This window comes from Streptomyces ovatisporus, assembly GCF_042653885.1.
GTDB lineage: Bacteria > Actinomycetota > Actinomycetes > Streptomycetales > Streptomycetaceae > Streptomyces > Streptomyces ovatisporus.
The window spans coordinates 1-25,108 of record NZ_JBHSFH010000016.1 but is presented as its reverse complement, the minus strand read 5'-3'; the positions used below and the strand labels follow the sequence as shown (position 1 = coordinate 25,108).

The 25,108-nt window shown below is 71.1% G+C and carries 18 protein-coding genes; 11 read left to right on the top strand and 7 right to left on the bottom strand.

The genetic code is table 11. From position 1 onward, the window contains the following. Window positions 1–231 precede the first annotated feature (231 nt). On the bottom strand, window positions 232–777 hold the full coding sequence (locus tag ACFPA8_RS25975) for a MarR family winged helix-turn-helix transcriptional regulator (protein ID WP_386452407.1): 546 nt from the start codon (window positions 775–777) through the stop codon (window positions 232–234). A gap of 143 nt (window positions 778–920) precedes the next feature. Between ACFPA8_RS25975 and ACFPA8_RS25970 the strand changes: the two genes are divergently transcribed. Further along, the gene (locus ACFPA8_RS25970; RefSeq protein ID WP_386452415.1) at window positions 921–2,258 is read left to right on the top strand and encodes an MFS transporter; all 1,338 of its coding nucleotides are present in this window, start codon (window positions 921–923) and stop codon (window positions 2,256–2,258) included. Window positions 2,259–2,331: 73 nt separating this feature from the next. On the opposite strand, the gene ACFPA8_RS25965 is transcribed toward ACFPA8_RS25970, so the two are convergent. Together ACFPA8_RS25965 and ACFPA8_RS25960 are read right to left on the bottom strand one after the other, a co-directional pair. Further along, window positions 2,332–4,341 (bottom strand): ATP-binding SpoIIE family protein phosphatase, encoded by a 2,010-nt coding sequence (locus ACFPA8_RS25965; protein WP_386452405.1) that lies wholly within the window; start codon window positions 4,339–4,341, stop codon window positions 2,332–2,334. A 218-nt stretch (window positions 4,342–4,559) separates the two neighbouring features. After that, a complete protein-coding gene (locus tag ACFPA8_RS25960; protein ID WP_386452413.1) occupies window positions 4,560–5,993 on the bottom strand; it encodes an NAD(P)/FAD-dependent oxidoreductase in 1,434 nt (477 codons plus the stop codon). 446 nt (window positions 5,994–6,439) lie between these two features. Here ACFPA8_RS25960 and ACFPA8_RS25955 point away from each other — a divergent pair, with 446 nt between their 5' ends. The 3 genes from ACFPA8_RS25955 (at window position 6,440) to ACFPA8_RS25945 (ending at window position 9,991) form a co-directional block, all read left to right on the top strand. Continuing rightward, window positions 6,440–7,330 (top strand): TetR/AcrR family transcriptional regulator, encoded by an 891-nt coding sequence (locus tag ACFPA8_RS25955; protein ID WP_386452403.1) that lies wholly within the window; start codon window positions 6,440–6,442, stop codon window positions 7,328–7,330. Window positions 7,331–7,865: 535 nt separating this feature from the next. After that, window positions 7,866–9,698 (top strand): sigma-70 family RNA polymerase sigma factor, encoded by a 1,833-nt coding sequence (locus ACFPA8_RS25950; RefSeq protein ID WP_386452401.1) that lies wholly within the window; start codon window positions 7,866–7,868, stop codon window positions 9,696–9,698. Then, on the top strand, window positions 9,695–9,991 hold the full coding sequence (locus ACFPA8_RS25945) for a hypothetical protein (protein ID WP_386452399.1): 297 nt from the start codon (window positions 9,695–9,697) through the stop codon (window positions 9,989–9,991). Before ACFPA8_RS25950 ends, ACFPA8_RS25945 begins: the two co-directional genes overlap by 4 nt. Window positions 9,992–10,225: 234 nt before the next feature. Here ACFPA8_RS25945 and ACFPA8_RS25940 read toward each other — a convergent pair whose 3' ends face one another. Next, window positions 10,226–10,675 (bottom strand): Lrp/AsnC family transcriptional regulator, encoded by a 450-nt coding sequence (locus ACFPA8_RS25940; protein ID WP_386452397.1) that lies wholly within the window; start codon window positions 10,673–10,675, stop codon window positions 10,226–10,228. A gap of 270 nt (window positions 10,676–10,945) precedes the next feature. On the opposite strand from ACFPA8_RS25940, the gene ACFPA8_RS25935 reads away from it, so the two are divergent. Further along, entirely contained in the window at window positions 10,946–11,824 is an 879-nt protein-coding gene (locus ACFPA8_RS25935; protein WP_386452395.1) for an EamA family transporter, read from the top strand. Window positions 11,825–11,918: 94 nt separating this feature from the next. On the opposite strand, the gene ACFPA8_RS25930 is transcribed toward ACFPA8_RS25935, so the two are convergent. Next, on the bottom strand, window positions 11,919–14,651 hold the full coding sequence (locus ACFPA8_RS25930) for an asparagine synthase-related protein (RefSeq protein ID WP_386452393.1): 2,733 nt from the start codon (window positions 14,649–14,651) through the stop codon (window positions 11,919–11,921). A gap of 1,137 nt (window positions 14,652–15,788) precedes the next feature. Here ACFPA8_RS25930 and ACFPA8_RS25925 point away from each other — a divergent pair. From ACFPA8_RS25925 to trmB, 4 genes are all read left to right on the top strand, one after another. After that, a complete protein-coding gene (locus ACFPA8_RS25925) occupies window positions 15,789–17,285 on the top strand; it encodes an MFS transporter (RefSeq protein WP_386452391.1) in 1,497 nt (498 codons plus the stop codon). Between the two features lie 35 nt (window positions 17,286–17,320). Further along, complete coding sequence (locus ACFPA8_RS25920) at window positions 17,321–17,506, top strand: hypothetical protein (protein ID WP_386452389.1); 186 nt, start codon at window positions 17,321–17,323, stop codon at window positions 17,504–17,506. Between the two features lie 268 nt (window positions 17,507–17,774). Then, on the top strand, window positions 17,775–19,121 hold the full coding sequence (gene lhgO, locus ACFPA8_RS25915) for an L-2-hydroxyglutarate oxidase (protein WP_386452387.1): 1,347 nt from the start codon (window positions 17,775–17,777) through the stop codon (window positions 19,119–19,121). A 96-nt stretch (window positions 19,122–19,217) separates the two neighbouring features. After that, window positions 19,218–20,033, top strand: coding sequence for a tRNA (guanosine(46)-N7)-methyltransferase TrmB (gene trmB, locus ACFPA8_RS25910; protein WP_386452411.1), 816 nt, complete (start codon window positions 19,218–19,220; stop codon window positions 20,031–20,033). Between the two features lie 211 nt (window positions 20,034–20,244). Here the strand turns inward: trmB and ACFPA8_RS25905 are convergent, their stop codons facing one another. Continuing rightward, window positions 20,245–21,150 carry a DUF2382 domain-containing protein gene (locus ACFPA8_RS25905; protein WP_386452385.1) on the bottom strand — a complete coding sequence of 302 codons (906 nt, stop codon included), beginning with the start codon at window positions 21,148–21,150 and terminating at the stop codon, window positions 20,245–20,247. 593 nt (window positions 21,151–21,743) lie between these two features. On the opposite strand from ACFPA8_RS25905, the gene ACFPA8_RS25900 reads away from it, so the two are divergent. Both ACFPA8_RS25900 and ACFPA8_RS25895 read left to right on the top strand, forming a co-directional pair. Next, complete coding sequence (locus ACFPA8_RS25900; protein ID WP_386452409.1) at window positions 21,744–23,063, top strand: PrsW family intramembrane metalloprotease; 1,320 nt, start codon at window positions 21,744–21,746, stop codon at window positions 23,061–23,063. A gap of 454 nt (window positions 23,064–23,517) precedes the next feature. Next, entirely contained in the window at window positions 23,518–23,814 is a 297-nt protein-coding gene (locus tag ACFPA8_RS25895) for a YrhB domain-containing protein (protein ID WP_386452383.1), read from the top strand. 283 nt (window positions 23,815–24,097) lie between these two features. Here ACFPA8_RS25895 and ACFPA8_RS25890 read toward each other — a convergent pair whose 3' ends face one another. Beyond that, window positions 24,098–24,859, bottom strand: a complete 762-nt coding sequence (locus ACFPA8_RS25890) for a hypothetical protein (RefSeq protein ID WP_386452381.1) — start codon at window positions 24,857–24,859, stop codon at window positions 24,098–24,100. Window positions 24,860–25,108: the final 249 nt, after the last annotated feature.

The window sequence follows — 25,108 nt, the reverse complement described above, 5'->3', positions numbered from 1 at the left end:
TAACCCCCGGCGACTCAAAATCGAGCCGCCCCGAAACTCACCGAACCGATTCCGCAACCCAAACAGGCACAACAAAACCAGCCCCGCGAAACCGGGGAAACAACAAACCCAGAGACTGCCGACGAACGGCAAGAGCGTCACCACAAACACAACGGCTTCGCGGCAACCCGGAGGACAATACGTACCGAGGTCGGTGGTGTCAACCTGCAGCTCAGGTCTCTCCCGCGTACCTCAGTCGAGGTCCGTCAGGCGACCGCCCGCATCGGGCTGGGCGTGCTCCACGCGGCGGAGGAGGCGGGTGAGGAGCTCGCCCAGAAGCGCCCGTTCGACACGGGTCAGGTCCTGGAGCAACTCCTCCTCGAACACCGACGCCTTGCGCATCACCTGCAGCCACTTCTCGCGCCCCTCGTCGGTGACACCGATGATGACGCGTACGCGGTTGTCCGGGTCGCGCTCCCTCGTCACCAGTCCCTGGGCGAGCATGCGGTCGATGCGGTGGGTCATGGCGGCCGGCGTCAGGCCGAGACGCTTGGCGATGGTGCCTGGCGAGAGCTGATACGGCGAACCCGCCATGACCAGTTCCTTGAGGACCTCCCACTCGGCGTGCCCCAGGCCGAGGGTGACGAGCTGGCGGCCGTAGGCGACGTTCATCCGGCGGTCGAGTCGGCTCAGTGCGTTCACGACCTTCTCCACCTGTGGGTCCAGGTCACGGTATTCGCGCTGGTAGATGGCGATCTGCTCGTCGAGCGAAGGCTGTTGGCCGGATGCGGGTGGCATTGCCGCAGTATCCCACGCGAAGCCGTTCGCCTCGAAGCCTTGCAGCGTGTACTCTTTATGGTCGAACTTTAGCTTCGAAGTCTTGCAGTCTCAGGCCTCCGCCCGGGGGCGTCGATCAGAGGTAGGTGAGTGTGACCACGGCGATGAACGCTGCGCTGCGACGGATCCAGTGTGGGAACGCCTTGGCGGCCTTCGGCAACGGCTTCACCGCGCCGTTCCTGTTCGTCTACGCCTCGCGCGTGCGCAGCTTGGGGGAGGGCACGGCCGGTGCGGTTATGGCGGTCTTCGCGGTCGCCGCGCTCGCCGTACTTCCGTTCACAGGGAGGGTGATCGACCGGCGTGGCCCGATGCCGGTGGCCTATCTGGGTTCACTTCTCGGTGTGGTGGGGGCGCTGGGCTTCGCCGTGTCGGAGAGCGCGTCGGCCGTGCTGGCTTCGTCCGCCTTGATGGGCGCGGGGGTTGCAGTGCTCCAGCCGGCGCTGGCGACCATGATCGTGGCCTGCTCCGGTGCCGCGACCCGCTCTCGTGCCTTTGCCACTCAGTTCTTCCTGAACAACCTGGGGCTGGGAGTCGGCGGGCTGTTCGGCGGACTGATGGTGGATGAGCACCGTCCCGCCACGTTCACTCTGCTGTTCGTCATCGAGGCGGCGATGTTCGTGGTGCTGGCCGTCGTTCTCGCGACCGTCCGTCTGCCCCTCCCCCGGACGGCTCACGGCAGCAGGGCCGTACCGCAGGAGGCGGGGCCGGCTCCGAAGGCCGGTGGCGACTGGCACGCACTGATGCACGACCGGTCGATGGTGCTGCTGTGCGTGCTGGGGTTCGTCCTGTTCTTCGCCTGCTACGGGCAGTTCGAGTCGGGGCTGTCCGCCTACGCGGTGGAGGTCACACGTATATCGCCGGCGACGCTCGGCATGGCCCTGGCGGCCAACACCGCGGTGATCGTGCTCGCTCAGTACGTCGTGCTGCGAATGGTGGAGCGTCGCCGACGCAGCCGGGTCGTAGCCCTTGTCGGCGTCATATGGGCTGTGGCGTGGGTGGCTGCCGGAGCGTCGGGGCTCGTGCACGGCACGCAGGCAGTGGCCACTGCACTGATCATCGGCACGTACGCACTGTTCGGGCTGGGCGAGACGATGCTCTCGCCCACCGTGGCACCGCTGGTGGCCGACCTGGCGCCGGCCAGGCTGATGGGACAGTACAACTCGGCTTTCGCCCTGGTGAAGCAGTTGGCGCTGGCCGTCGGTCCGGCTGTCGGCGGGCTGCTCGCGGCCTCGGGCGCCTACGGGGTCTACATCGTGCTGCTGGTGGGCTGCTCGCTGGGGGTGAGCCTTCTGGCGCTGTGGCTCGGCAGGAGACTGACCGCAGTGCAGGACAGGCCGTACCGGTCGGTCGTGGTGGCGGGCCGGAGCGACTCTGCCGAAGCGTCGGGGTACGGGCGCGGCGAACCGGTGAAGGAGCACGCGGGGGCGGCCTCCGGACACTGACCCGGGCTGCCGGTTGCTGCCGCTCGACGGAGCCTTGCCGGTCCTGCTTGTCCTCTTCGACGAGGCGGGGTCGCTAGGGGGTCGGCAGGGCGAACTCGCACCACACCGATTTCCCGCCCCCGGGCGTCCTGCGCGACCCCCAGGCCGAGGCGATGGTGGCGACGATGGAGATGCCGCGGCCGGCTTCGTCCACGGGTTCTGCGCGGCGGCGGCGCGGCAGGTGCTCGTCGCCGTCGGTGACTTCCACGATCAGCCGACGGTCCGTGCGCCGCAGCCGCAGCCGCATGGGCGGGGTGCCGTGCTGCAGTGAGTTGGCGACGAGTTCGCTGGCGGCGAGGACGCCGAGGTCGTGGAGTTCCGTAGGGAAGCGCCACGAGGAGAGCACTCCTGATGCGAACGCGCGGGCGCGTGGGGCTGCTTCGGTGCCGCCGAGCAGGTCGAGGGCCGCGTTGTGGAAGAGCTCCGCGTCCGGCCCCGTACGGGCGGGGTGCTCCATGACGAGAACGGCCACGTCGTCGTCGTGTTCGGCGGTGATGCCCAGGGAGCGCAGGAGCCGGTCGCAGACGATTTCGGGGGAACCGGTGGCTCCGGCGAAGGCTCGTTCGAGGGTGAGGACTCCGGTGTCGATGTCTGCGTCGCGGCGTTCGACCAGTCCGTCGGTGTAGAGCACTGCGGACGAGCCGGGGTTGAACGGCAGGGAGCAGGAGACGTGCGACCAGCCGCCGGTGCCGAGGGGCGGTCCGGTCGGTTCGGCGGCGCGGTGGACCGCGCCGTCAGCGTCACGGACGATGATCGGCGGGTGGCCGGCGGAGGCGTAGTACAGGAGGCCCTCGTTGGGGTCGTGCACTGCGTAGACGCATGTGGCGATCTGGCTGGCGTCGATCTCGGCAGCCAGTCCGTCGAGCAGTTGCACCACCTCGTGCGGGGGGAGGTCGAGCCGGGCGTAGGCCCGCACAGCCGTACGGAGTTGGCCCATCACAGCGGCGGCGCGGACTCCCCTGCCCATGACGTCGCCGATGACGAGAGCCGTGCGGCCGGCGCCGAGGGTGATGACGTCGTACCAGTCACCGCCTACGGCGGCTTCCGTACCGCCTGGCTGGTATGTGGCGGCGACACGAAGATCGTCGGGCTGCTCGAGTTCCTGCGGCAGGAGACTGCGCTGCAGCGTGACGGCGGCCTCACGCTGACGGCGTTCGCTGGCTCGCAGCCGCTCGGCCGCCTCCACCTGGTCCGTGACGTCGGCGGCGAAGATCAGCACGCCGTTCTCACCGTCCGCGGTGATGGGTGTGCAGGTGAACGTGTAGAAGGCGTCCCGGGGTTCGCGCGTCTCGCGGGCGTTCGGCTGCTCGCGGCAGCTGCCGGCGCCCGGGACGCGCCGCGACTTGACGGTACGTGGCTTTCCGCTGCGCAGGACCTGGTCCATGAGAGGAAGCAGGCCCAGTTCGACGAGTTCGGGCAGGGCGTCGCGAGCTGCGTCGCCCTGCGTGCGGGGGCCGAAGACAGTCCTGTAGGCGTCGTTGACGTAGGCGATGCGGTGCTCAGGGCCGTGCACGACAGCGGCGAGGGCCGGAACCTGGCCCAGCAGGTCGTGCACGGAAAGGGCATCGATGCTGCGAGTCACGCGGGCGCTGGGGGACTTGCCGACTGCGCGGGCAACAGGGCTCGCTGCCGTACGGAAGGCCGCAGCGGACGGTGCCGTCCCCGTCCCCGGGTCCATCCCCGGCGCCGAGGAGGGAGCGTGCTGCCTGTCCCTGGGCGCGACGGTCGAACTGTCCGTGCCGGTAGTGCTGCAGCGGATGGCGGGATCTGGTTCTGCTGCGGCATCCGTACCGGCGAGCGCGGGGGCTGCCAGGCGCTCCGCTCGCGCTGCGGGGACCGTGCTCGTGCCGTCCCCACTCGCGCCGTCCGCGTCGCTTGTCGGCGAGCCGTCCGCGTCCTCGGCGGGGGTGCCGCCGGTCCCGGGGCGTTCGGGCGACTCGAACTCGGAGGTCTGCTGCGCCTGCGCTGCTGCCCGGGCGGCGCGGGCGGCTGAGGTGCGCCGCTGAGTGCCGGGCAGTCGGGCGCTCCAGCGCGTGAAATTCACGGTCGTCCGATTCCTCGTGTTGTCCGGAAGACAGCCTCCCGCGGGGCCGTCGTACTGCTCACTCTGTGCGGATGCGAGCCCACCCATGGTCACACGTTCCGCGGGGTGCAAGGCGGTCACATTGGATCACGCATCGTCACCCATGAGATCACCCGGCGTGCCCTCCGTGAGGCAGCCCGATCCGGCCCGAGCCGTGGCACCGTGGTCCGGCCCGGGGCTCACTCCCCGTTGCCGCGACGCCCCGCGCCGGCGGCGCTTTCGAACTCGGCACGCGGGTGTTCGAGCGATCCCAGCGAGACGATCTCGCGCTTGAACAGCCCCGCCAGCGTCCACTCGGCGAGCACGCGCACCTTTCTGTTGAACGTGGGCACGCGGCTGAGGTGGTAGACCCGGTGCATGAACCAAGCCGGGTAGCCCTTCAGCTTGCGCCCGTAGAAGTGCGCGACGCCCTTGTGCAGGCCGAGCGAGGCGACCGAGCCCGCATAAGCGTGACGGTAGTCGCTCGACGGCTCACCCCGCAGGGTGGCGGCGAGATTGTCCGCCAGCAGCCTGGCCTGACGCACCGCGTGCTGGGCGTTGGGGGCGCACACCGCCCCGCTTCGGCCCTTCTCCTCGGCGACCAGATCGGGGACGGCCGCGGCGTCCCCCGCGGACCAGGCGTGGTCGACGCCGTCGACGCGCAGTCGGGCAGTGCACTTGAGCCGGCCCCTCTCGGTCAGGGGCAGACCTGCGGCACGGAGGACGGGATGCGGTTTGACGCCTGCCGTCCACACCAGGGTGCGGGCCGGGTGGCGGGAGCCGTCACTCAATACGGCCACTCTGTTCGCGCAAGAGTCCAGACGGGTGCCGAGCCGGACGTCGACGTTGCGGGCGCGGAGTTCGCGCAGTGCGTGGCTGCCCATCTTCTCGCCGACCTCGGGGAGGATCTTCTCCGCGGCCTCGACGAGGACGAACTTCAGTTCCTCCGCACGAACGTTGTGGTAGTAGCGGCAGGCGTACCGGGCCATGTCCTCGAGCTCGGCGAGGGCCTCCACACCTGCGTAGCCGCCGCCGACGAAGACGAACGTGAGTGCCGCGTCGCGTACTTCGGGGTTGCGGGTGGACGATGCGATGTCGAGCTGTTCGAGCACGTGGTTGCGCAGCCCGATCGCTTCCTCGACCGTCTTGAATCCGATCCCGTGCTCGGCGAGTCCGGGCACAGGGAGAGTCCGTGCCACGGAGCCCGGCGCCAGAACCAGTTCGGTGTACGGAATTTCGACCGGCCCGGCGCCCTCCTCACCGGCAAGGGTCTCGACGTGGGCGACACGCCTGTCGTGGTCCACCGAGACGGCCTCACCGACGACGAGGCGGCAACCCGTCAGGACCCTCCGCAGGGGGACGACCACGTGACGGGGGGAGATGGATCCGGCCGCCGCTTCGGGGAGGAACGGCTGGTACGTCATGTAGGGCTCGGGGTTCACCACGACGATCTCGACGCCGGGCTCGCGGCCGGTGCCGGGCGTGGGAGCGGGGAGGGGGCGACCACCGGCCGGCGCGCTGTCGCCCGGGGCGTCGCCGGTACTGCGGCGGAGGCCACCCCGGTCGCTCCGTCCCACAGCGGCGTCCCTGAGCTGGTGTTTCAGCTTCCGCTGGAGGCGGAGGGCGGTGTACATGCCCACATAGCCGCCCCCGATCACGAGAATGCGCGCGGATTCCTTCTTCGCCTTCGTCACCCGTCCATGACGCACCCGCGGCAGGGGGTTTGTCCACAGGCTCAAAGAATCATGTGACTGGCGGAGGCCATCTCTCCGCTTCCCTCCGGTCCTCGTACGCACTTCCATTTTTGCAGGTCAGGGACGTGTGCCAGGGCGACTGAATGGGACGTTCCGAAAGCGGCCGGAAGGTCGGTTCTCCCTTTGCCGGGCAGCTCTGAACCCACCCCTTCTCTCTCGCCCAGCGTTTGAACTATCTTCGTGACGTCGGGGGTGCGGTGCTTGACGACCGCGGTGCCAGCAACCCCGGCCGCAACAGCGCAAGGGTCTCCGGGGGGAGACTTGATGACCGGGGGAAAAACATGCGCATTCAGGGTATTCAGGGCTCCAATTCGGTTGCTGCTGCCATGTCGGCGGTGCCTGACAACGGGAGCCAGGGGGCGGGCAGCGGCGTAAGCGGACTCGGCGCCGTGAACGCGACAGCCGGCGGTATGCACGGAGCCGGCATCGCCGACAACGCCTCAGAGACAAGCGACGTACCGCGTTCCGCTCCCTTGCGGGTGGACGCACAGCGGAATCTGGAACACGTACTGCGAGCCGCCCGCGAGGTCTTCGGAGAACTGGGCTACGGCGCCCCCATGGAGGACGTCGCCCGTCGGGCACGCGTCGGGGTGGGAACCGTCTACCGCCGATTCCCGAGCAAGGACGTACTCGTCCGCCGCATCGCGGAGGAGGAGACGGCGCGCCTCACCGAACAGGCACGGGCAGCCCTGGGCCAGGAGGACGAGCCGTGGTCCGCGCTCTCCCGCTTCCTGCGCACATCGGTGGCATCGGGCGCCGGGCGGCTGCTGCCACCCCGGATACTCCGGGCAGACGCACGGAGCGCCGACGCCTCGGGCGCGGACGGCGCGGCCCGGCTGCCGCAGCAGCGGCAGTCCGAGTACGGCCAGGAGGCAGGCTCGGGACTGAGGCTGGTGCCGGACGGTGCCGGGGCCTCGCCCTCGTCGCTCTCGTCCTCACAGCCGGGGCTTTCGCAGCCGTCGACGGAAGTGCCCGGCAGTCGGCTGGAAGCCATCGAAGAGGAGTCGGGCTGCGCGGAGTTGCTCAGCATGGTCGGCCAGTTGGTGCAACGGGCCCGCGACGCGGGTGAGTTGCGCGCCGACGTGACCGTCGGCGACGTACTGCTGGTGATAGCGACGGCTGCACCTTCGCTTCCGGATGCGGTCCAACAGGCGGCTGCGTCACGGCGGTTGCTCGACATACTCCTGGAGGGCCTCCGCCCGAGGCAGAGGGCGTAGGCCTGCGGCTCAGCGAGGGAAATGCCCTGCTCCGCAGTGGTCGCTCGCCCACTAACGCACCATCCACTTGCACGCGGGGAACTCGCGGAAACCAGCCGCGAATCCCCCTCGGACGAGTGACTGATCCGGCGCACCGATCACCGCTTGTCAACGCTGTGTCAGTCTTGCCCCGTACTTGGCTGTGACAGCGTGTGCGGGGGCCACTGCGATGGGTGCTGAGGAGCGGGACGATCCGCCGGGGCCGGTGGAATCGGGGAGTCCCGGCATACTGCGGCCTCCCCGGATTCCTTCCCAGGACGGGTCGTTGGGCCTGGACGGGGGTCGGCAGCGTCACCGGCCGCCGTCCGGGGCCGGCTCCGGGTCGGGGTCACGTGCCGGGTCGGAGTCAGGGGCCAGTTCCGGGTCCGGGCTCCATCCGCCGACGACTCCGTCGACGGAGTCGTCGGCGGATGGGCCGGAAGCGGGCAGGGGCGCGGGCACGGAAGCGCCAGATGCTCGTGCGCCGGTGCGGCCGGTCGGCAGCCTGACCGCTGCCGTGGGGCGGCCTGCGGACACGGACCTCGTCCGGAGCACTCGTGAGGGCCACGCCTCGGCGTACGACGAGCTGTACCGGCGGCATGTGAGGTCGGTCCGGCGCTACGCCCGTACCTGCTGCCGTGACTGGAAAACAGCGGAGGACCTCACCGACGAGGTCTTCGCCCGGATGCTGCAGGCAGTCCGCGACGGCAAGGGCCCGAAGACGTCGGTGCGCGCCTACCTGCTGACGTCGGTGCGGCACGTCGCGACCGCATGGGCGAGGAGTGAGCAACGGGAACAACTCGTCGAGGACTTCGCGCTGTTCGCGCAGTCCGCAAGGGACGGCGCGGGGGCTGCGGCGGAAGAAGTCCAGGACCCCGGCGCTGACGTGCAGGCCATGCACGCTGCTGAACAGACCCTCGTCGTCCAGGCGTTCAGGAATCTGTCGGCGAGGGACCAGACAGTGCTGTGGTACACGACGATCGAGGAGGGGAAGCCAAGACACGTCGCCCCTTTGCTGGGGCTGTCCGACAACGCGACAGCGGTGGCCGCGCACAGCGCACGCGAGAACCTCCGCCGGGCGTACCTGCAAGCACACGTGACCCGCTCACTCGCTTCCGGAGGGGACTGCGCCCGCTATTCGCCGCGTCTCGGCGAGTACGCGCGTGGGGGGCTACGGGCGCGTGCCAATTCGGGTATGCGCAAGCATCTCGAGCGTTGCTCGCAGTGCCGAGCTGCGGCAGCGGAGGTCATGAATCTCGATGAGCGCCTGCGGGTGCTGGTGCCCGTGGCTTTCATCGGCTGGTTCGCGTCCGGCGGTGGCACCAAGGCCTTCGGTGCGCTGCTCAGCAGTACGGGCGTCACGGGCGCTGCCGACGGAGCGGGGACGCCCGCCCGCCCGGGCGGCGGTGAGGACTCTGGGACCGACGGTTGCGACGGGAGCGACGGGTCCCGTCGACCGGGGCGATCCGGGGCGGAAGGAGGCTTTCCCGGGGCCGCCTTCGAGGGTGCGGGGTCCCGGGGACGGTTCGGGGCGGCCTTGCAGGTCGGCGCCGGCGTGGTCGCGGCGACCGTGGCCGGGGTGACGCTCGTCTTCGCTCTGGCGGACGGTGGGGAGGATCGGGCGGGGGTGGGGGTGGGGGCGGGGGCGGGGGCCCCGAAAGGGGCCGCGAGCAAGTCGTCCGACCGCGAGCCGCGACCCGGGGAGTCGGGGTCCCGAGAGCCAGCGCCCCGGCAGTCCGCAGCGCAACAACCCCGGCCTCGGGAACCCGGCGGAAAGGGCGAGGCAGAGCCCGATGCCGACGGCAAGTCCCTTGACAAGTCCGAGGGTTCGAAGGTGAAGCATGACCGGCCCGGAACTCGGCCACGTCGCCCCGGGAGTTCCCGGCCAGGTGCGGGGGACAGCGGAGACAGCGCGCACAAGCCCACCGTGTCGGCTTCGGCACCGGCGCCTCCGCCCCCGTCAGCACCGTCCTTCGCGCCCGGGGCGACGACTGCGCCCCGGGCAACGGCGACCCCCACATCCGCGCCCACGCCGACACCCACCCCCACACCCACACCCACACCCACACCCACACCCACACCCACGCCGACCATCACACCGACGATCACCTCGACCCCGACGTTCACCCCCTCACCGACTCCCCCGCGGCCCGCACCCACAGCAGGTCCCCCCGAGCCCACGCCCACGGCCCCGCCTCCGCCGGGTAGCGACTATCGGTTCAACGACCTCGGCCGGCACTCGTCCGCAGCCGGCCCCCGCACTGCGCCGACTCTGCGTCCGCTCCCCGGCAGTTGGCTCTGGCAGCGCTACAGCATGCGCACCGGCGGTACCGCTTTCGATCACGCGTGAGCGTCCGCCCGCCGTCCTCGCTCACGGTCGGCCTCAACCGCGCATGCCGTGCGCGCAAGGGCTTCGCCGGCATCGACGACGTCACTCGCCGGGCCGGTCCCGTACGGTTCTCCGCCGACGGGACGGCACGAGGCTGTGGAGGTCGCGAACCGTCCGGGGTGGCGAGCGGACTGCGCCAGGTACCGGTGTCTCTGTCGGGCGTGCAGACCGCACGTCTCGTGGTCGCCCCCGAACCGCCCGACGGCACGCTCGCCTTGGCGGACCGGGCTCGCTCCCGTTCCGAGTGCCGCTGAGCTTCGACACCGCTGAGCTTCGAGCGGCAGAGCGTTCGAGTCCGCAGAACGCCTCGCCTGCCGCTGGAAGTCTCAGGTGCCACGAACGCGGCATGCCGCTGCCCTGCCCAGCGGCAACCACCTGCCCGGGCCGAAGCCACCTGCCAGGCCGCCGTCACCCGGCCGCCTCTCTGACGGCTCGGTTTCACTCCCCGGAGCACTACGGCCAACTGGCGCCGGACGATTGCCCGTTGCTCAGTCCAGGCTCAGCCCCGGCGTCCGGGGCGGTACGGGCGTCGACTGGATGATCGAGGTGGTGGTCTGCCCGTGGAGCAGAAACCGGTCGAGGACCTCCTCGAACGTATTCAGGTCCGTGGCATGCACCTTGATCAGGAAGCAGTCCTCGCCGGTGATCCGGTGGCACTCGCTGACCTGCGTGAGGCTCCGCGCGAGTTCGACGATCTTGGGCAGCTGCCCCGGCCCCGGCCTCACCCGTACGAACGCCGCCACGGGATAGCCGAGCGCGGCCGGGTCGACGTCCAGCCGGTAGCCGCGGATGACGCCGCTCTCCTGCAACCGGCGCATTCGTTCCCGAGCGGTGGGGACGGAGATCTCTACGCGCCGGGCCAGTTCGGCCGTCGGCATCCGGGGATCGGTGTCGAGTTCGACGAGGATGGCCCGGTCCACCGCATCCAGATTCTTCATCAGTAAATCGGCACCCCACATTCAGAAGAGATCAGCAAACACTGGGCCCATCCGCTTTCCTGTCCGGCATGTCACGCACCCACGATGGTTGCGATCCTGCTGTACATGACCGACCACCGGCAACTCCCCGACGCCGCCCCCTCTCCGTCACCCACTCCGTCACTCTCTGTGTCCCCTTCTCCGTCCCCCTCCGCGCCTCTCTCCGCGACTCCCTCTGCGTCCCGCGCCCCCTCGCCGTTTCACGCCGCGCCCCCGGACCGGGCGGCACGGTTGCCCCCGTCCGCGTACTTCGTCACCAGCGCCGTCTTCCACTACCTGGGGCCGGCCTTCGCGGTTCTGCTCTTCGCCCGCCTCGACGTGCTCGGTGTCGCATGGCTGCGGATCGCCTCCGCGGCGGCCGTCTTCGCCGTCTGGCGGCGTCCGTGGCGGGTGTGGCGCTCGTCGTCGTGGCGGCAGCGCCGTCTGCTGCTGGCTCTGGGCGCTGTGCTCGGACTGATGAACAGTTCGTTCTATCTCGCCCTGGACAGACTGCCGTTGGGCACGGTCGGCGCCATCGAGTTCGCAGGTCCGGTGGTCCTCGCCGCGTTCGGTCTCCGCTCCCGGCGCAACGTGCTCGCGCTCGCCCTGGCAGTGACCGGGGTGTGGCTGCTCGCCGACGTCCATCTCGTCGGTGAACCTCTCGGACTGGCCTTCGCCTTCGGCAACTGCGTGCTGTTCGTGCTGTACGTGATCCTCGGCCACCGGCTTGCGGCGGACGGCGGCGCCTCCGGCATCGACGGCCTCGGCGCTTCGATGCTGATCGCGATGGCCGCGGTCGCGCCGGTCGGCTTCACCGATGCGGCGGCGGCGTTCACCGAGCCGGTTCTGCTCGCTTGCGCGTTCGGCGTCGGAGTCTGCTCGTCCGTCGTCCCGTATGTGTGCGATCAGCTGGCGATGGCGCGCATGGCGCGGTCGACGTTCGCGCTCATGCTTTCGCTGCTGCCGGCGACGGCGGTCGGCGTGGGTGTCCTCGTCCTGGCTCAGATCCCGACGGGGCTCGAAATCCTGGGCGTGGCCCTGGTCGTAGCAGGTGTCGCCGTCCATCGGGAACGACGACCACCGGCCACGCAGCAACATCCGGCGACGCCCGACGGACCTGGCACGCCATGACCGCCCGGCGCACACCGGGCTCGCCCTTTCCGCTCGGGCCGCCGCCCGGGCCGCCGCTCAGGCCCCCGGTCCGGCCCGCCCCCGGGCCCGCCCGTCACAGCGCCGGCCGCTGCTGTGCCGCCGGCAGCACTCCACCCGCGACGGCCCGCTGACGCGGTGCGGCCGATCCCGTCCAGCACGTGCCGCGGCGGGAGACGAGCCGCCTCAGCCACAGTTCCGTGGAGACGAGGTCCGCCAGGCCGTCGAGCGGCAGCGGCTCGCCCTGTGATGCGGCGCGGATCGCCTTGCGGACGACTCTCGCCTCCACCAGCCCTGCTTCGGCGAGGAGCGGGGCGTCGAAGAGCCGGAGGAGGTCGGCTGCCGCGTTGCGCAGTCCGGCGCGTACGGATGCGGCCTGGGCGGCGTGCGACGGCGACCCCCAGCCCGCGGGCAGGTCGTGCACGCCTGCGCCTTTCAGCACGGCACGGAGTACCGACGCCCGCGCGCCCGGCTTGACCCGCAGCGCCTCCGGCAGATCGCGGCACGCCCGTACGACCTGGTTGTCGTAGAAGGGGGCGTGGAGCCGCTGGTTGCGGATCTCGGCGGCCTGTTCGAGGACTCGGTAGTCGGCGGCCTGTCGTGCGAGGGCGGCGCGGGCGCGGCGTTCACCGGGGCGTTCGACGGTGGGCCGGTGCCGGGCCGCGGCCTCCAGGCGCGACGACACCTCGGCCAGGGCTTCGCCCGTGAGCCACCGTGCGGCGGGGCCCGGCCGGCACCAGGTGAGTGCGGCCACGGACGCTCCGACTGCGCCCTCGCTGCTGTAGCCGCCCGGCCCGCCGAAGGCGCCGAGGTCGGCAAAACCTTTCCCCTTGCCGTCGCCGCTGCCCGTGCCGTTGGGCGAACTGCGGCCCGTGCCGGTCCCGTTGTCGGTGAAGCCGCCGGTGCGCAGACGTACGGCGGTCTCCGTGATGCCGTCGCGGTACTGGGTGCGTGCGAGGCGGCGGGCCGCCCGGTAGACGGTCCACGGCACGAGCACCGACCGGCCCGGTGGTACGTCCTCGGCGCGAGCCAACGCGGCGACGGGACGCAGCAGATGACGGCGCCGGCGGTCCATGAGCAGGTCGGCGAGCCGGGCGGGGTGCGCGTCCATGACGGGGCGGGCACCGAGCCCGACGAAGTGGTCCGAGCTGCCTGCCGCCAGGCGTTGCCGGTGCCTGTCCGCGACCACGAGGGACGGGCCCGGTTCGTCGGTCAGAGGCCCTTCCAACTCGGCGTAGGGCAGGGCCTCTTCGGCTGCTGCCACGACGAGATGGTGCAGTCGCGGGTTCTCCGCCATGCTGCGGGCGCGTTCCAGTTCCGCGGCGGCGGAAGTGGCGTGGCTCGCGAGGTCGTTGAAGGTCACGGCGAGCAGCCGCTCCCCGGCCTCCGCGCCGAGGGTGCCGTGCACGGTGCCCGGCATTCCCGGCAGTCCGGAGGCGAGGAGAGCGAGGGTGCCGGAGGCGGGGCCGCCGGAGAGGTCGGCGCCGACTCCCGGTGCGGGGCCGCCGCGTGCGGCGCGGCGGTCGGCCGGTCCCATGCCGGGTACGGGGCCGGGGTCGCGGTCCTCCATGCCCGGGGCGACGTAGCCGTAGCTGCTGTCGCCGTAACCGGCGCTGTCCGCATAGGCGTTGGCGTACGGTCCGGTGCCGTACGCGCTGCCGCCGCGCGTACTGTCCGGGCCCGCGTCGTCGCCGTACGCGCGGCTGCCGTACGCGCTGCCGCCGTACGCGCGGCTCTCAGGGGCACCGCTCTCGTACGAACTCCCCCCGTACGTACGGTCGCTGTACGCGCTGCTCTCGTAGGGCCCGTCCCCGTACGCACCGCCCTGGTACGCACCGCCCTGGTACGCGCCGTTCCCGTAATCGCCGTGCGGGTGCGCCCCGTTGCCGTAGGCGGCGCCTTCGTAGCCGCCGCTCCCGCCTTCGTACACGCTCCCGCCCGCGTGGCCGTATCCGCGCGTGGCCCGGCCGTCCTGCCCCTCGCGCCGGCCCCGTCCGTCCCGCTCGTCACGTCCGGGGGATTCGTCCCACCCGTCCCGCTCGCGCTCGTGTCCTCCCGGTCCTTCCCGCCTGCCGTGAGCGTCGTGGCTCCGTCCGTACCCCTGCCCGTTCTCCGACGCGTGCCGAGGTGCCGCCAGCCGCGCCCGCACCGCCTCGACGAGCGCGTCGCGTACGGCTGCCACCGCCTTGTCCGGGTCGACGGGCGGCGGCGCCGAGACGACGAGGGAGGCGGAGGGTTCATAGCTGGTGACCTCGCGGCTGCCGCCTTCGCGGAGGATCAGCGCGTGCCCGGGCAGGACGCGCCGCACGCCCTCGTACGGCGTTCCGTCACCGAGCGCTTCGGGCGAATCGGGGCAGGCCAGCAGCGCACCGAGGTGACCGATGTCGAGTTGGGCCTCGATGAGGTCGGCGAGCGGAAGGGCTGCCGTCGCGTAGGCGGTGCCGCCGTCCCAGGGGGTGTGGAAGACGGGGCGGACACCTGCCAGGTCGGAGGTGATGGTGAGGCGGCGGCCCACGGAGGCGACGGCTGTGTAACTGCCGGGCCAGGCCGTGAGATGGCGGTAGGCGCCGCCGCGGGCGGCGGACAGCCCGAGGCGCAGCTCTTCGTCGCTGGCGCCGCAACAGCCGAACACCGCAAGGCGGTTGCCGTCGGCCTGCACGATGCGTACTTCGTCGGGACGCCAGTCGCCCACCGCCCACAGGGGGTCGGGTTCACTCCACAGAAGCTGGGCGCCGACGGGTTGCAGGGTGCCGGGGGCGATGCTGCCGCCTCCGGGTGCGGCGCTGCTCCATCCCACCAACCATCGCATCGCCGCCCGCCTCCGCTGCCTGAATGACGCTTCTAGTGAGCGTGCCGTCAGCTGCCCTGCGGCCATGTTGCCACGAGACAGGTGCACGAGAGGCGCGAAAGGGGCGCATATCTGGCCCAACGCGCTGCGTGTGTACGCGGGTTGCGCGGCTCATGCGCCCGTTCGGCGGCCTTCACCCCCGCCCTTGCGCCACCCCTCGCGCCGCCCCACGCCCCGCCCCACGCACCGCTCCTCGCCCGCCTTCGCCCGGGCGGACCGCCGACGCCGTCCCGGCCGCCGGCCGGCACCTCTCCACCACTGGTGAGGGGCATATACCGCTGGCGTCGGCTCCCGGCACCCCACAGCTGACCGATGTTATTCGGCCAAGTATGAGCCAGGGCCCCGGCGTTGACGCCGCCTCACCACCCCGCCCCGAGCCCGGCCCCGGACCCTACGCCCCGTGTTCGCCGCACGGCGGCGGCCGCCCGTACCGGCCCCTTCGTGTTCGCCGTGCAAAGCTCCCCCAACCCCCCGGATCCACACGGGAGAAGAGGAGGGCACAGAGACAGAAGTGCCGGAGGACGCGCGGAGACGACGACGGCCCGGGAGGCTTCTCCAACCTCCCGGGCCGGACCGTACCGCCCGCGGGGAACGAGGCGGCGGTTTCCCCCAGCCCACTGGTCCAGTACAGCGGGCCGACCCACGCACGGCACAGTGAACAGCCCCGTCCCGGACCGGCACAGGCGCATGCACAGGCGCACGGCCACACGCCGGGAGCACAGGCGCACTACCGTTATCCGACGTTTTTCCGCACGCGTTTTCGGCCGACTGTCATGGGCCGCACGGATGTTGGCACGTGACGGACGCACGTACACGCAGACAGTCACGAACAGAGGCGCCCGCCGTGGCGTCCAGACCGCCTTCCCGCCGGTCGTCCGGTCCTCGAGCTGCGCTCGTGCACGTACACGAATCCCGCCATCCGAGCCGGTGCCCCTTAACGGTAGGGATGCGGCGAACTACGCTAAGTCCCCAGTGCGTCCCGCGCCGTTCAGGTGCAGGGAGGCATCCCGCGCCTCTCGCGCGGGCAGGAGGTGCCTCAGATCCCGGCCGGCACCGGGACGTGAGGCGGCCGTCGGTGTGTGTCAGGGGTGTGCGCGCATGTCCAGGGAGCCACGCGGGCCGAATGAGAAACTCGGCACCGTTCTCGCCCTCGCAGGAATCAGCAACGCCGGACTCGCCCGCAGGGTCAACGACTTGGGAGCGCAACGCGGGCTGACGCTCCGCTACGACAAGACGTCGGTCGCCCGCTGGGTCTCCAAAGGCATGGTCCCGCAGGGCGCCGCCCCCCATCTCATCGCCGCGGCGATCGGCAGCAAGCTCGGACGTCCCGTCCCGCTGCACGAGATCGGTCTCGCGGACGCGGACCCGGCCCCCGAGGTCGGACTCGCCTTCCCACGGGACGTGGGCGCGGCGGTGAAGGCGGCGACGGACCTGTACCGGCTGGATCTGCACGGCGGACGGCGCGGCGGCGGCGGTATCTGGCAGTCGCTGGCGGGGTCGTTCGCGGTGAGCGCCTACGCCACACCGGCGTCGCGCTGGCTCATAACGCCGGCCGACAGCTCGGTGGCGCGCGACCCCGGGGCCGCGGCCGACAGCCCCGCCGCCGGGGGTGGTGCGGCGGACGGCGCGGCAGGCGGCCAGGGCGGCCCGGGCGAGGCGGAGGTCCCGGCCTCGCCGCTGCGCGTCGGCCACACCGACGTGGCGAAGCTCCGCGAGGCCGCGGAGGAGGCGCGCCGCTGGGACTCCAAGTACGGCGGTGGCGACTGGCGTTCGTCGATGGTGCCGGAGTGCCTGCGGGTGGACGCGGCTCCGCTGCTGCTCGGTGCGTACTCCGACGAAGTGGGACGTTCCCTGTTCGGCGCCACGTCCGAACTCACCCGCCTCGCAGGGTGGATGGCCTTCGACACGGGCCAGCAGGAGGCGGCGCAGCGCTACTACATCCAGGCGCTGCGGCTCGCCCGTGCCGCCGCGGACGTCCCCCTCGGCGGGTACGTGCTGGCTTCGATGTCGCTGCAGGCCACCTACCGCGGCTTCGCCGACGAAGGCGTCGACCTCGCGCAGGCCGCCGTCGAACGCAACCGCGGTCTGGCCACCGCCCGGACGATGAGCTTCTTCCGCCTCGTCGAGGCCCGCGCGCACGCCAAGGCCAACGACTCCCACGCGTGCGGTGCCGCGCTCTCGGACGCGGAGAGCTGGCTGGAGCGCGCCCGCGAAGGCGACGCCGACCCCTCGTGGCTCGACTTCTACTCCTACGACCGGCTCGCCGCGGACGCCGCCGAGTGCTACCGCGACCTGAAGGCCCCGCGTCAGGTGCGCCGCTTCACCGAGAAGGCGCTCTCCAAGCCGACGGAGGAGTTCGTACGTTCGCACGGGCTGCGGCTGGTCGTCTCCGCCGTCGCCGAGCTGGAGTCGGGGAACCTGGACGCCGCGTGCGCGGCCGGTGCGCGCGCCGTCGAGGTGGCCGGACGCATCTCGTCGGCGCGTACGACCGAGTACGTACGGGATCTGCTGCACCGCCTGGAGCCGTACGGGGACGAGCCGCAGGTCGTGGAGTTGCGGGAGCAGGCCCGTCCGCTGCTGGCGGCACCGGCGTGAGGCGGCCACGGGAGGCTCCGGCAGCACGGCGGACCGTGGCAGCGCTGCGGCCTGCCGCGGCGGAGCGGGCCCGGGCCGTACAGCGGACAGCGCAGGAGCTCGTCGTCGGGCCCGGCGGTGAGGCGGCGGAGCGGGCCCGGGCCGTACAGCGGACAGCGCAGGCGCTCGTCGTCGGGCCCGGCGGTGAGGCGGCGGCCACGGCCCCGCCGCGACCGGCATGAGGTGCGCGTCCCCGGCGGCCGTACGGGCGGCACCCCGCTTGACCTGCGTGACCTTCGGGACCCGCGTGACGTGCGTCGCAGCCCGTTGTCGGTGGTGAGGTCCATGATGGAGGACGTGCCCACCGATGCCGACGCCTCGGCCGACGCCCAGGCCGGTCCCGCAACCCCTTCCGCAGTCCGGTCCGCAGCCGATGCCCCCTGGACGTATGCGGCGGACGCGCGGTATGCGACACACAGCACAAGCGCCATCACGGGAAGGGCCTCACCAGTGCCGACGACTCCTGGCGGTCTCCGGCCCGGCAGCGCCGCCGAGCGGTTCGACTGCGACGTGCTGATCGTCGGCGGTGGAATCGTCGGGCTGTCCACCGCCTACGCCCTCACGCGTGCCGCGCCGGGCACCCGCGTGATCGTGCTGGAGAAGGAGCCTGGCCCGGCCCGTCACCAGACGGGCCGGAACAGCGGCGTCATCCACAGCGGCATCTACTACCCTCCGGGGTCGCTCAAGGCACGGTTCGCGGTGCGGGGCGCTGCCGAGCTCGTCGATTTCTGCGCGCAGCACGGCATCGCGCACGAGGTCACCGGCAAGCTGATCGTGGCCACGGAGCGCGAGGAGCTGCCGCGGCTGCACGCTCTCATCCAGCGCGGCAGGCAACACGGCATTCCTGTAAGGGAGTTGGGCCCCGCCCAGATCGCCGAACGCGAGCCGCACGTACGGGGCCTGGCCGCGATCCACGTCGGTACGACCGGGGTGTGCGACTTCGGCGCCGTCACGAGGCAGCTGGCGCGGCTCGCGGTGGACGGCGGCGCCGTCGTGCGGTACGGCGCGGAGGTCACGGCTGTGGACCGCCGGCCGGGGAGGGGCGTGGCCGTCCGGGTCCGCGGCAGGGACGAACGGTCCGCCTCCGCCGCCGGCGCGTCCACGGCGGCGCCGTCCGCCCGTACTCCGGTCGTACGCGCCCGCGTGATGGTCAACTGCGCGGGTCTGCACTGCGACCGGCTTGCGCAGCTGACGGGAGACGACCCGCCGGCCCGCATCGTCCCCTTCCGCGGCGAGTACTTCGAACTGGACCGCAGGCGGAAGGAGTTGGTGCGCGGCCTGGTCTACCCCGTGCCCGACCCCGCGTTCCCCTTCCTCGGCGTCCACCTCACCCGGGGCATCGACGGTGAGGTGCACATCGGGCCGAATGCCGTACCGGCGCTGGCCGTCGAGGGATACGACTGGCTCACGGTGCGCCCGCGCGAGCTGGCGGCGGTCCTCGCCCATCCCGGCACGTGGCGCGTCGCCCGGCGCCACTGGCGTTACGGGGCAGGGGAGTTGCACCGTTCCGTGTCCAAGCGCGCCTTCACCAAGGCGGTACGGCGGCTGCTGCCGGAGGTCGAGGAACGGGACCTCGTGCCGTCCCCCGCGGGTGTACGCGCCCAGGCGGTGCTGCACGACGGGACACTCGTCGACGACTTCCTCATCACCGAAGGGCAGCACGCCGTCCACGTCCTCAACGCGCCCTCCCCCGCGGCGACGGCTTCCCTGCCGATCGGCCGGGAAGTCGCAGGGCGGGCGCTGGCAGCGCTGGAGGCGCTGAGCCCGGGGGTGCGCACGAGCCGCGCCGGCCGCTGAATGACGCCTCCGGCTCGGCTCCCGCCCCGCCGACCGCGCTCACGGCCACCCCGGCAACGCCCGTAGAGTGGAAGCACTGTGTCTGAGAAACGTGCCATGTTCCCCGACGGCACCGGCCCCTCCGCAGACCCGGCCGGTTCGCACCACGAGCGGCGCATCCGCAGCTTCCAGCCCCGCCGCAGCCGCGTCACCGCTGGACAGCGTGCGGCGCTGCAACGTCTGTGGCCGCGCTGGGGCTTCGACATCGACGGGATGCGGCGGCTGGACCTGGACGAACTCTTCGCGGAGCCCGAGGAGCCGGGCCTTGAGCCGCGGGTTCCCGATCAGGTTCCCGAGCAGGGACCCGGGCGGGCTGTCCCCGCGCAGCCGGCCCGCCGGCCCGCACGTCCCGTCGTGCTGGAGATCGGTTTCGGAATGGGGGAGGCGACTGCCGAAATGGCCGCCGCCGAACCGGACACCGGCATTCTCGCCGTCGACGTGCACACCCCCGGCCAGGGCAACCTGCTGCGCCTGGCGGACGAGCGCGGACTGACCAACATCCGCGTCGGGAACGGCGATGCGATCATCCTGCTCCGCGAGATGCTCGCGCCCGATTCCCTCTCCGGCCTGCGCGTCTACTTCCCGGACCCGTGGCCGAAGAAGCGGCATCACAAACGCCGTCTGATCCAGCCGGAGTTCCTCGACCTCGTTGCGGGACCGCTCCGCTCGGGCGCGCTCGTCCACTGCGCGACCGACTGGGAGCCCTACGCCGAGCAGATGCTCGATGTCCTCTCGCGCCACCCGGCGTTCGAGAACACGCAGCTCGACGGCGGTTTCGCCCCGCGCCCCGATGTCCGCCCCCGTACCCGGTTCGAGGAAGCGGGCCTGGAGAAGGGGCACAAGGTCCGCGACCTGCTCTTCCGCCGCCGCTGACGGCGGACGCGCCGGTCACCGCGACCGGCCCCGACCGCGCCCGGCAGCCGCCGACCCGCGCCGACACCCACTGACACCCGCAGCCACGCCCGTACGGGCGGCACCGGACGGACCACGCCGAACGGGCCTCGCCCCCGGGGCGGTTGCCCACCCCGGCGACGAGGCCCGGCCTGCTGACGGGCATCCGCGGCCCGCACTCAGCGGTACGGACTCACACGGTGCCGTAGGACGTGTCGTCGATCCCCTCGACCTCGATGCGCTCCTTGCGGACCTGCCCGTGCACGGTCTCCTGTTCGACGTGCTCCTCCGTGACCAGGCGGATCCGCTCCACCGGAACGGCCTCGGTCTCCACGACCGCACGCTCGTCGTGCAGGACGACCTCGTAGGCGTCCTCGGTGATCGCCGGGCCGCTCATCGCCTCGTCCCTGTTGGCCTCGGTGATCGGTTCGCGTTCGATGCGCACCTCCTCGTGGCGCACGGGCACGGTCTGCTCGACGTCCTCGGTGACGACGTACTTGCGCAGCCGCGCACGCCCTGTCTCGTAGCGTTCGGTGCCCACGCGCAGCCGCTCCTCGGAACGCGTCATGGCGTCATGGGCACTGCCCGTTCCGGTTCCGGTTGCGCCTCGGGCGCGTTCGGTGCCGTACGGCATCGCGCCGGTGGACGTCGCTCCCGCGGCCGGGGCCGGACCCTTGTCACCGACAGCGGATCCCGCTGCCGTCGTGCCCGCCCCGGCTGCGGTCCCGGCCGCGCCGGTGCCGCCCGCCGAGGTGTCCTCACCGCGGGACGGCATGGGCTCGTCCCAGTCGAAGCCGTAGAAGTTGTACAGCTCCCGTTCCTGCTGCTCGGTGAGCCGTCCCTTCGAGACGTCCATGTGAGGGGCGTCCTTCACCTTCGTCTTGGGGACCGGCACCTCGAGGTAGTCGCCGACGACGCGGCCCTCATGGATGGGTACGAACGTCTCCTGCGTACCGAACAGGCCTGTGCGGACTGTCGCCCACTCCGGCTCTCCGGTGCGCTCGTCGAGGAAGACGTGCCGGGCCTCACCGATCTTCTTGCCGTCCGCGTCGTAGATCATGTGGTCGACCACGGCGGGAATCTGCTCCTGGGAGATCATGAAGAGCCTCCTACTCCCAATGGCGTATCGGTCCACTTCCAAGGCAAACGCGGTCTGGCGCACCCTGCACCTTCCACAGCCACATCGGCGGCCAAATTGGGCCATATGAGTGAAAATCTCCCTTCGGAGTGCCATCGGACAGCATCTCCGTCAGCGATCTTCAGCAATCCGGAACACCCGCCGCGAGCGGCCTCCCGCCTCGTTACTGTCGAGTGGTGGACGACGAGGCTTCCGGCGCGGCTGACGCGCCCACGTACGCGGACGGCACCGGTGCAGCCCGCAGGGGCGGCGCAGGCGAAGACCCGAGCACGGACAGGGCCCCGGACACGGGCACCGGCGGGAGCGGCCCCGTCACCGGCCCGCCACAGCCACCGCACCTCCGGCCGGACGCGCAGGCACAGGGCGCACCGCCTCCGCAAGCGGAGACACCGGCGCAACCGCAGAGCGGATGGCAGCCGCCGGCATACAGCCCGCAGCCCACTCAGCAGGGCACGCCCCGGCCCCAGCCCCATTCGCAGCCGCATCCGCATCCGTACGGCGGCCAGGTCGCCCCTGCCGCTGCCCACCCGCCTCCGCACGCGCATCTCGCCCCGGTGCCCGCATACGCCCAGCAGCCGCAGTTCCCGGCGATGCCCGCCTCACCGGCGGAGTGGCGCTACCACCCGCCCAAGGCCCCGTCCTGGTGGCACCGGCACCGCCGGACGCTGCGCGCGCTGGCGCTCATCACCCTGCTCGCCCTGTGCGGGCTGATCATCCTCGGTCTCGTACGGCAGCAGACCGGCACCGTCGGTCTGCTCGTCGGCCTCGGCCTGGCCGTCCTGCCCGTGCCGCTCCTCGTCTCCGCGTTCCGCTGGATAGACGGCGTGGAGCCGACACCGTGGCGCAACCATCTCTTCGCCTTCGCCTGGGGCGCTTGCGCGGCGACCCTCGTCGCGCTGCTCGCCAACAGCTTCGCGACGGACTGGCTCAACGCCTCGATCGCCGACTCGGCCGGCCAGGCCGACGCCCTGGGTGCGACCGTCATCGCCCCCGTCGTCGAGGAGACCGCCAAGGGCACGGCCGTCCTGCTGCTCTTCTGCTTCCGCCGGCGCGACTTCGACGGCGTGACCTCCGGACTCGCCCTCGCAGGCATCACCGCCACCGGCTTCGCCTTCACCGAGAACGTTCTCTACCTGGGCACAGCCTTCGGTGAGGACCAACTCCTCTCCCCCGACGGGCTGCACGAGTCCGTCACCGCCATGACGTTCTTCATACGCATCGTCCTGGCTCCCTTCGCGCACCCCCTCTTCACCGCGCTCATCGGCATCGGCTTCGGGATCATCGCCGCCGTCCCCTCCATGCGCCGCGGCCTGAAACTGCCGCTCCCCATGCTCGGGCTGCTGACGGCCGTGCTGCTGCACGCCATCTGGAACGGCTCCGCGTCCCTGCCCGACTGGACGTTCCTCGCCGTCTACGCCCTCTTCATGATCCCGGTGTTCGCCACCCTGACGTGGCTGGCCGTCTGGTCGCGGCGGCAGGAACTGCACACCGTCCGCGACACCCTTCCCGCGTACGTCGCCGCCGGCTGGTTCGGAGAGGCCGAACCGTGGGGCCTGTCCTCCATGCGGGCCCGCGCGATGGCCCGTTCGCTGGCACGCCGTACGCACGGTGCCGCCGGCGCCCGCACAGTCGCCGAATACCAGCACTTCGCCACCTCGCTCGCGCTGCTGCGCGCCCGCGCCCAGCACGGCACCCCCGCACCGGACTTCCACGCGCGGGAGCAGGAGCTCCTCCACCACCTCTGGCAGCGCCACGCACTCGCCGGACCCGCCACGACGTCGGCGGCGTGCAACCTCAACCCGCTCCTGAACGTGCGGAGTTGGGCCTCGAACCCGGGCCCGCACGGCAGCCCCGTGCACTTCCCGGCGCGCTGACACCGGCCACCACGCCCCGGGCAGGCCCGCCCGCCTGCGGGGGCGGTCCAGCCTTCCGCCGAACGAGTGCCTGACCACAATCGGCGCAATCCTGCCTCTCGGTCACATCGCCCAGCAGGACCACGCACCCGCCCCATGACGGCGCTTCACGTCACGGCAGTCGTGGCAGGCGCCGGTCCGTCCGTCGGCGCGGGCCGGTACGGGAACGGCCCGGGCGCGAGCCCAACCGACCCGGACGGCAACGGACTTCGACGAGCCGGCCCGCTGAGGCGCGGCGCGTTCCACGGGCACGGGGAGGCACGACCGCTTCCCTGCCCACGCCCGTTCGGCCGAGGATCGCCCGTACGGCGGACTGAACGAGGCGAAAAGCCCAGGTCGTGGCAGCATCGGCACCGGCCCTCCCCCAGGGCCCGCGGAGCAAGCCCTGACCCGAGCGGGAAGTGCGAATCAGACGATGCTGTCCCTGAGCGAAGCCCACCACGCGGCCCGGCGATTCCTCGAAGGTGTCTACGCGGACGACTCGATGACGATCACCCTCCGGACGGACCTCACGGAGGACTACCCGTGGGCGTGGGCGGTCCATTTCGACTCGCAGGAACACATCGACACCGGTGACCCGGCCCGGACTCCCTCGGTGAGCGTGGTCATCGTCCCCAAGAGCGGCGAGGTCCCCTACTTCCCGCCGAAGGACATGACGCCGGAGGAGTTCGCCGAGTACGCCTCGTCGATCAGACCAACGCCTGAAGTCTGACGACTCTGAAGCAGACGCAGAGTATCGACTGCAGCCATGGAGACTGAGCTCCGTCGACCTCTGGGAATTTTCTCGGCCCCATGTTCACGCGAACCGGCCGTTGCCTCGCCAGCTCGGACCCGTGCGCGGGGCGCCGTGTGCCCGCCTGCAACCGGATGGACATCGACGATGCAAGTGATGGCTGCCCGGTAACGTGAACGGAAATAGTCCATGGTGGTCTCTCGCGGAGATAACGACTGCTGCTCTCCCCTTTAAGGCATGCCTCAGCGGTTCGCCTCAGCATTTACAGGAGCTGCGAAGCCGTCGCGCGAAGCTGGTCCCGGGACGGCACATGAACCGTGCCAAAAACGGTGGCTGGCCGGAGTTCGATCTCCGCAAACTCCATTGGTGGCGTGACGTCAGCGAGCCAGCGCTCCGCGGGTATCTTTCTGCCGACGTGATCTCCTTCTCTGAACTTCTTGTTGCCCACGCGCAGACTGAGTACCTTTCGACCAGTCCACGCATCCACGCGGAACAGGGCGTCAGCCAGAGGGTGCACCCGGACGTCGACGCCCAACTCCCGTAGAGCCACCACGGTGTAGGTCTCACGCAGAAAGCTGTAATAGGCATTCCCTACCCGCCAACGCATAGCCGACCTGGCCAACGACTCCGGAACTCCATTCTCTACAACCTCCCGCACTTTCTGCCTGGCCGGCGTTCCAAGCATCTTCTGCCCCAACTCGTCTTCCTCGGTGAAACTCCGGAAGCACTGGTAAGTGGGCAGATACCCGCCCCGCTCCATGCATATGTGAAACATGTGCGTGAAAGCGAAGTCGGGGTGCCAGTTCACTATTGGTGAGACCGCTTCCCCGTCCGACCGTCGAACCTCGCCCAGTGCATGCTCGGTCTGACGGCACACGTCTTGTACGTCCTTCATCGTGAGCTCGTACACAGTGCGGGCCCTATGGTGCATTACGGCGGGCACCACCTCCTTGCGGCGGGGATCCTCTCGCCATGTGTCGTACACCTGCCGGGTGCCCGGGGACGTGCAGAACTGCAGCAGCACATCCTCTGCACTAGTCGCTTCCACCGCGCCCTCCCAGGATGCATCATCTCGCATCAACTTGCTTAGACAGCAGGCTAGTTGAGGGCTCCGACATGAACGGCGCTGCTCCTCCCCAGCGTGGACACGGAGCTTCCGTGGCGATTGAAGCAACGCAAGGGGAGGGCAGGCGTGTGCCAGGGGAGGGCGGGCTAGTGACCTGAGTCGGAGATTCGTTGGCAGTAGGCGGCGACTTTGTTGAGGATCTCGTCG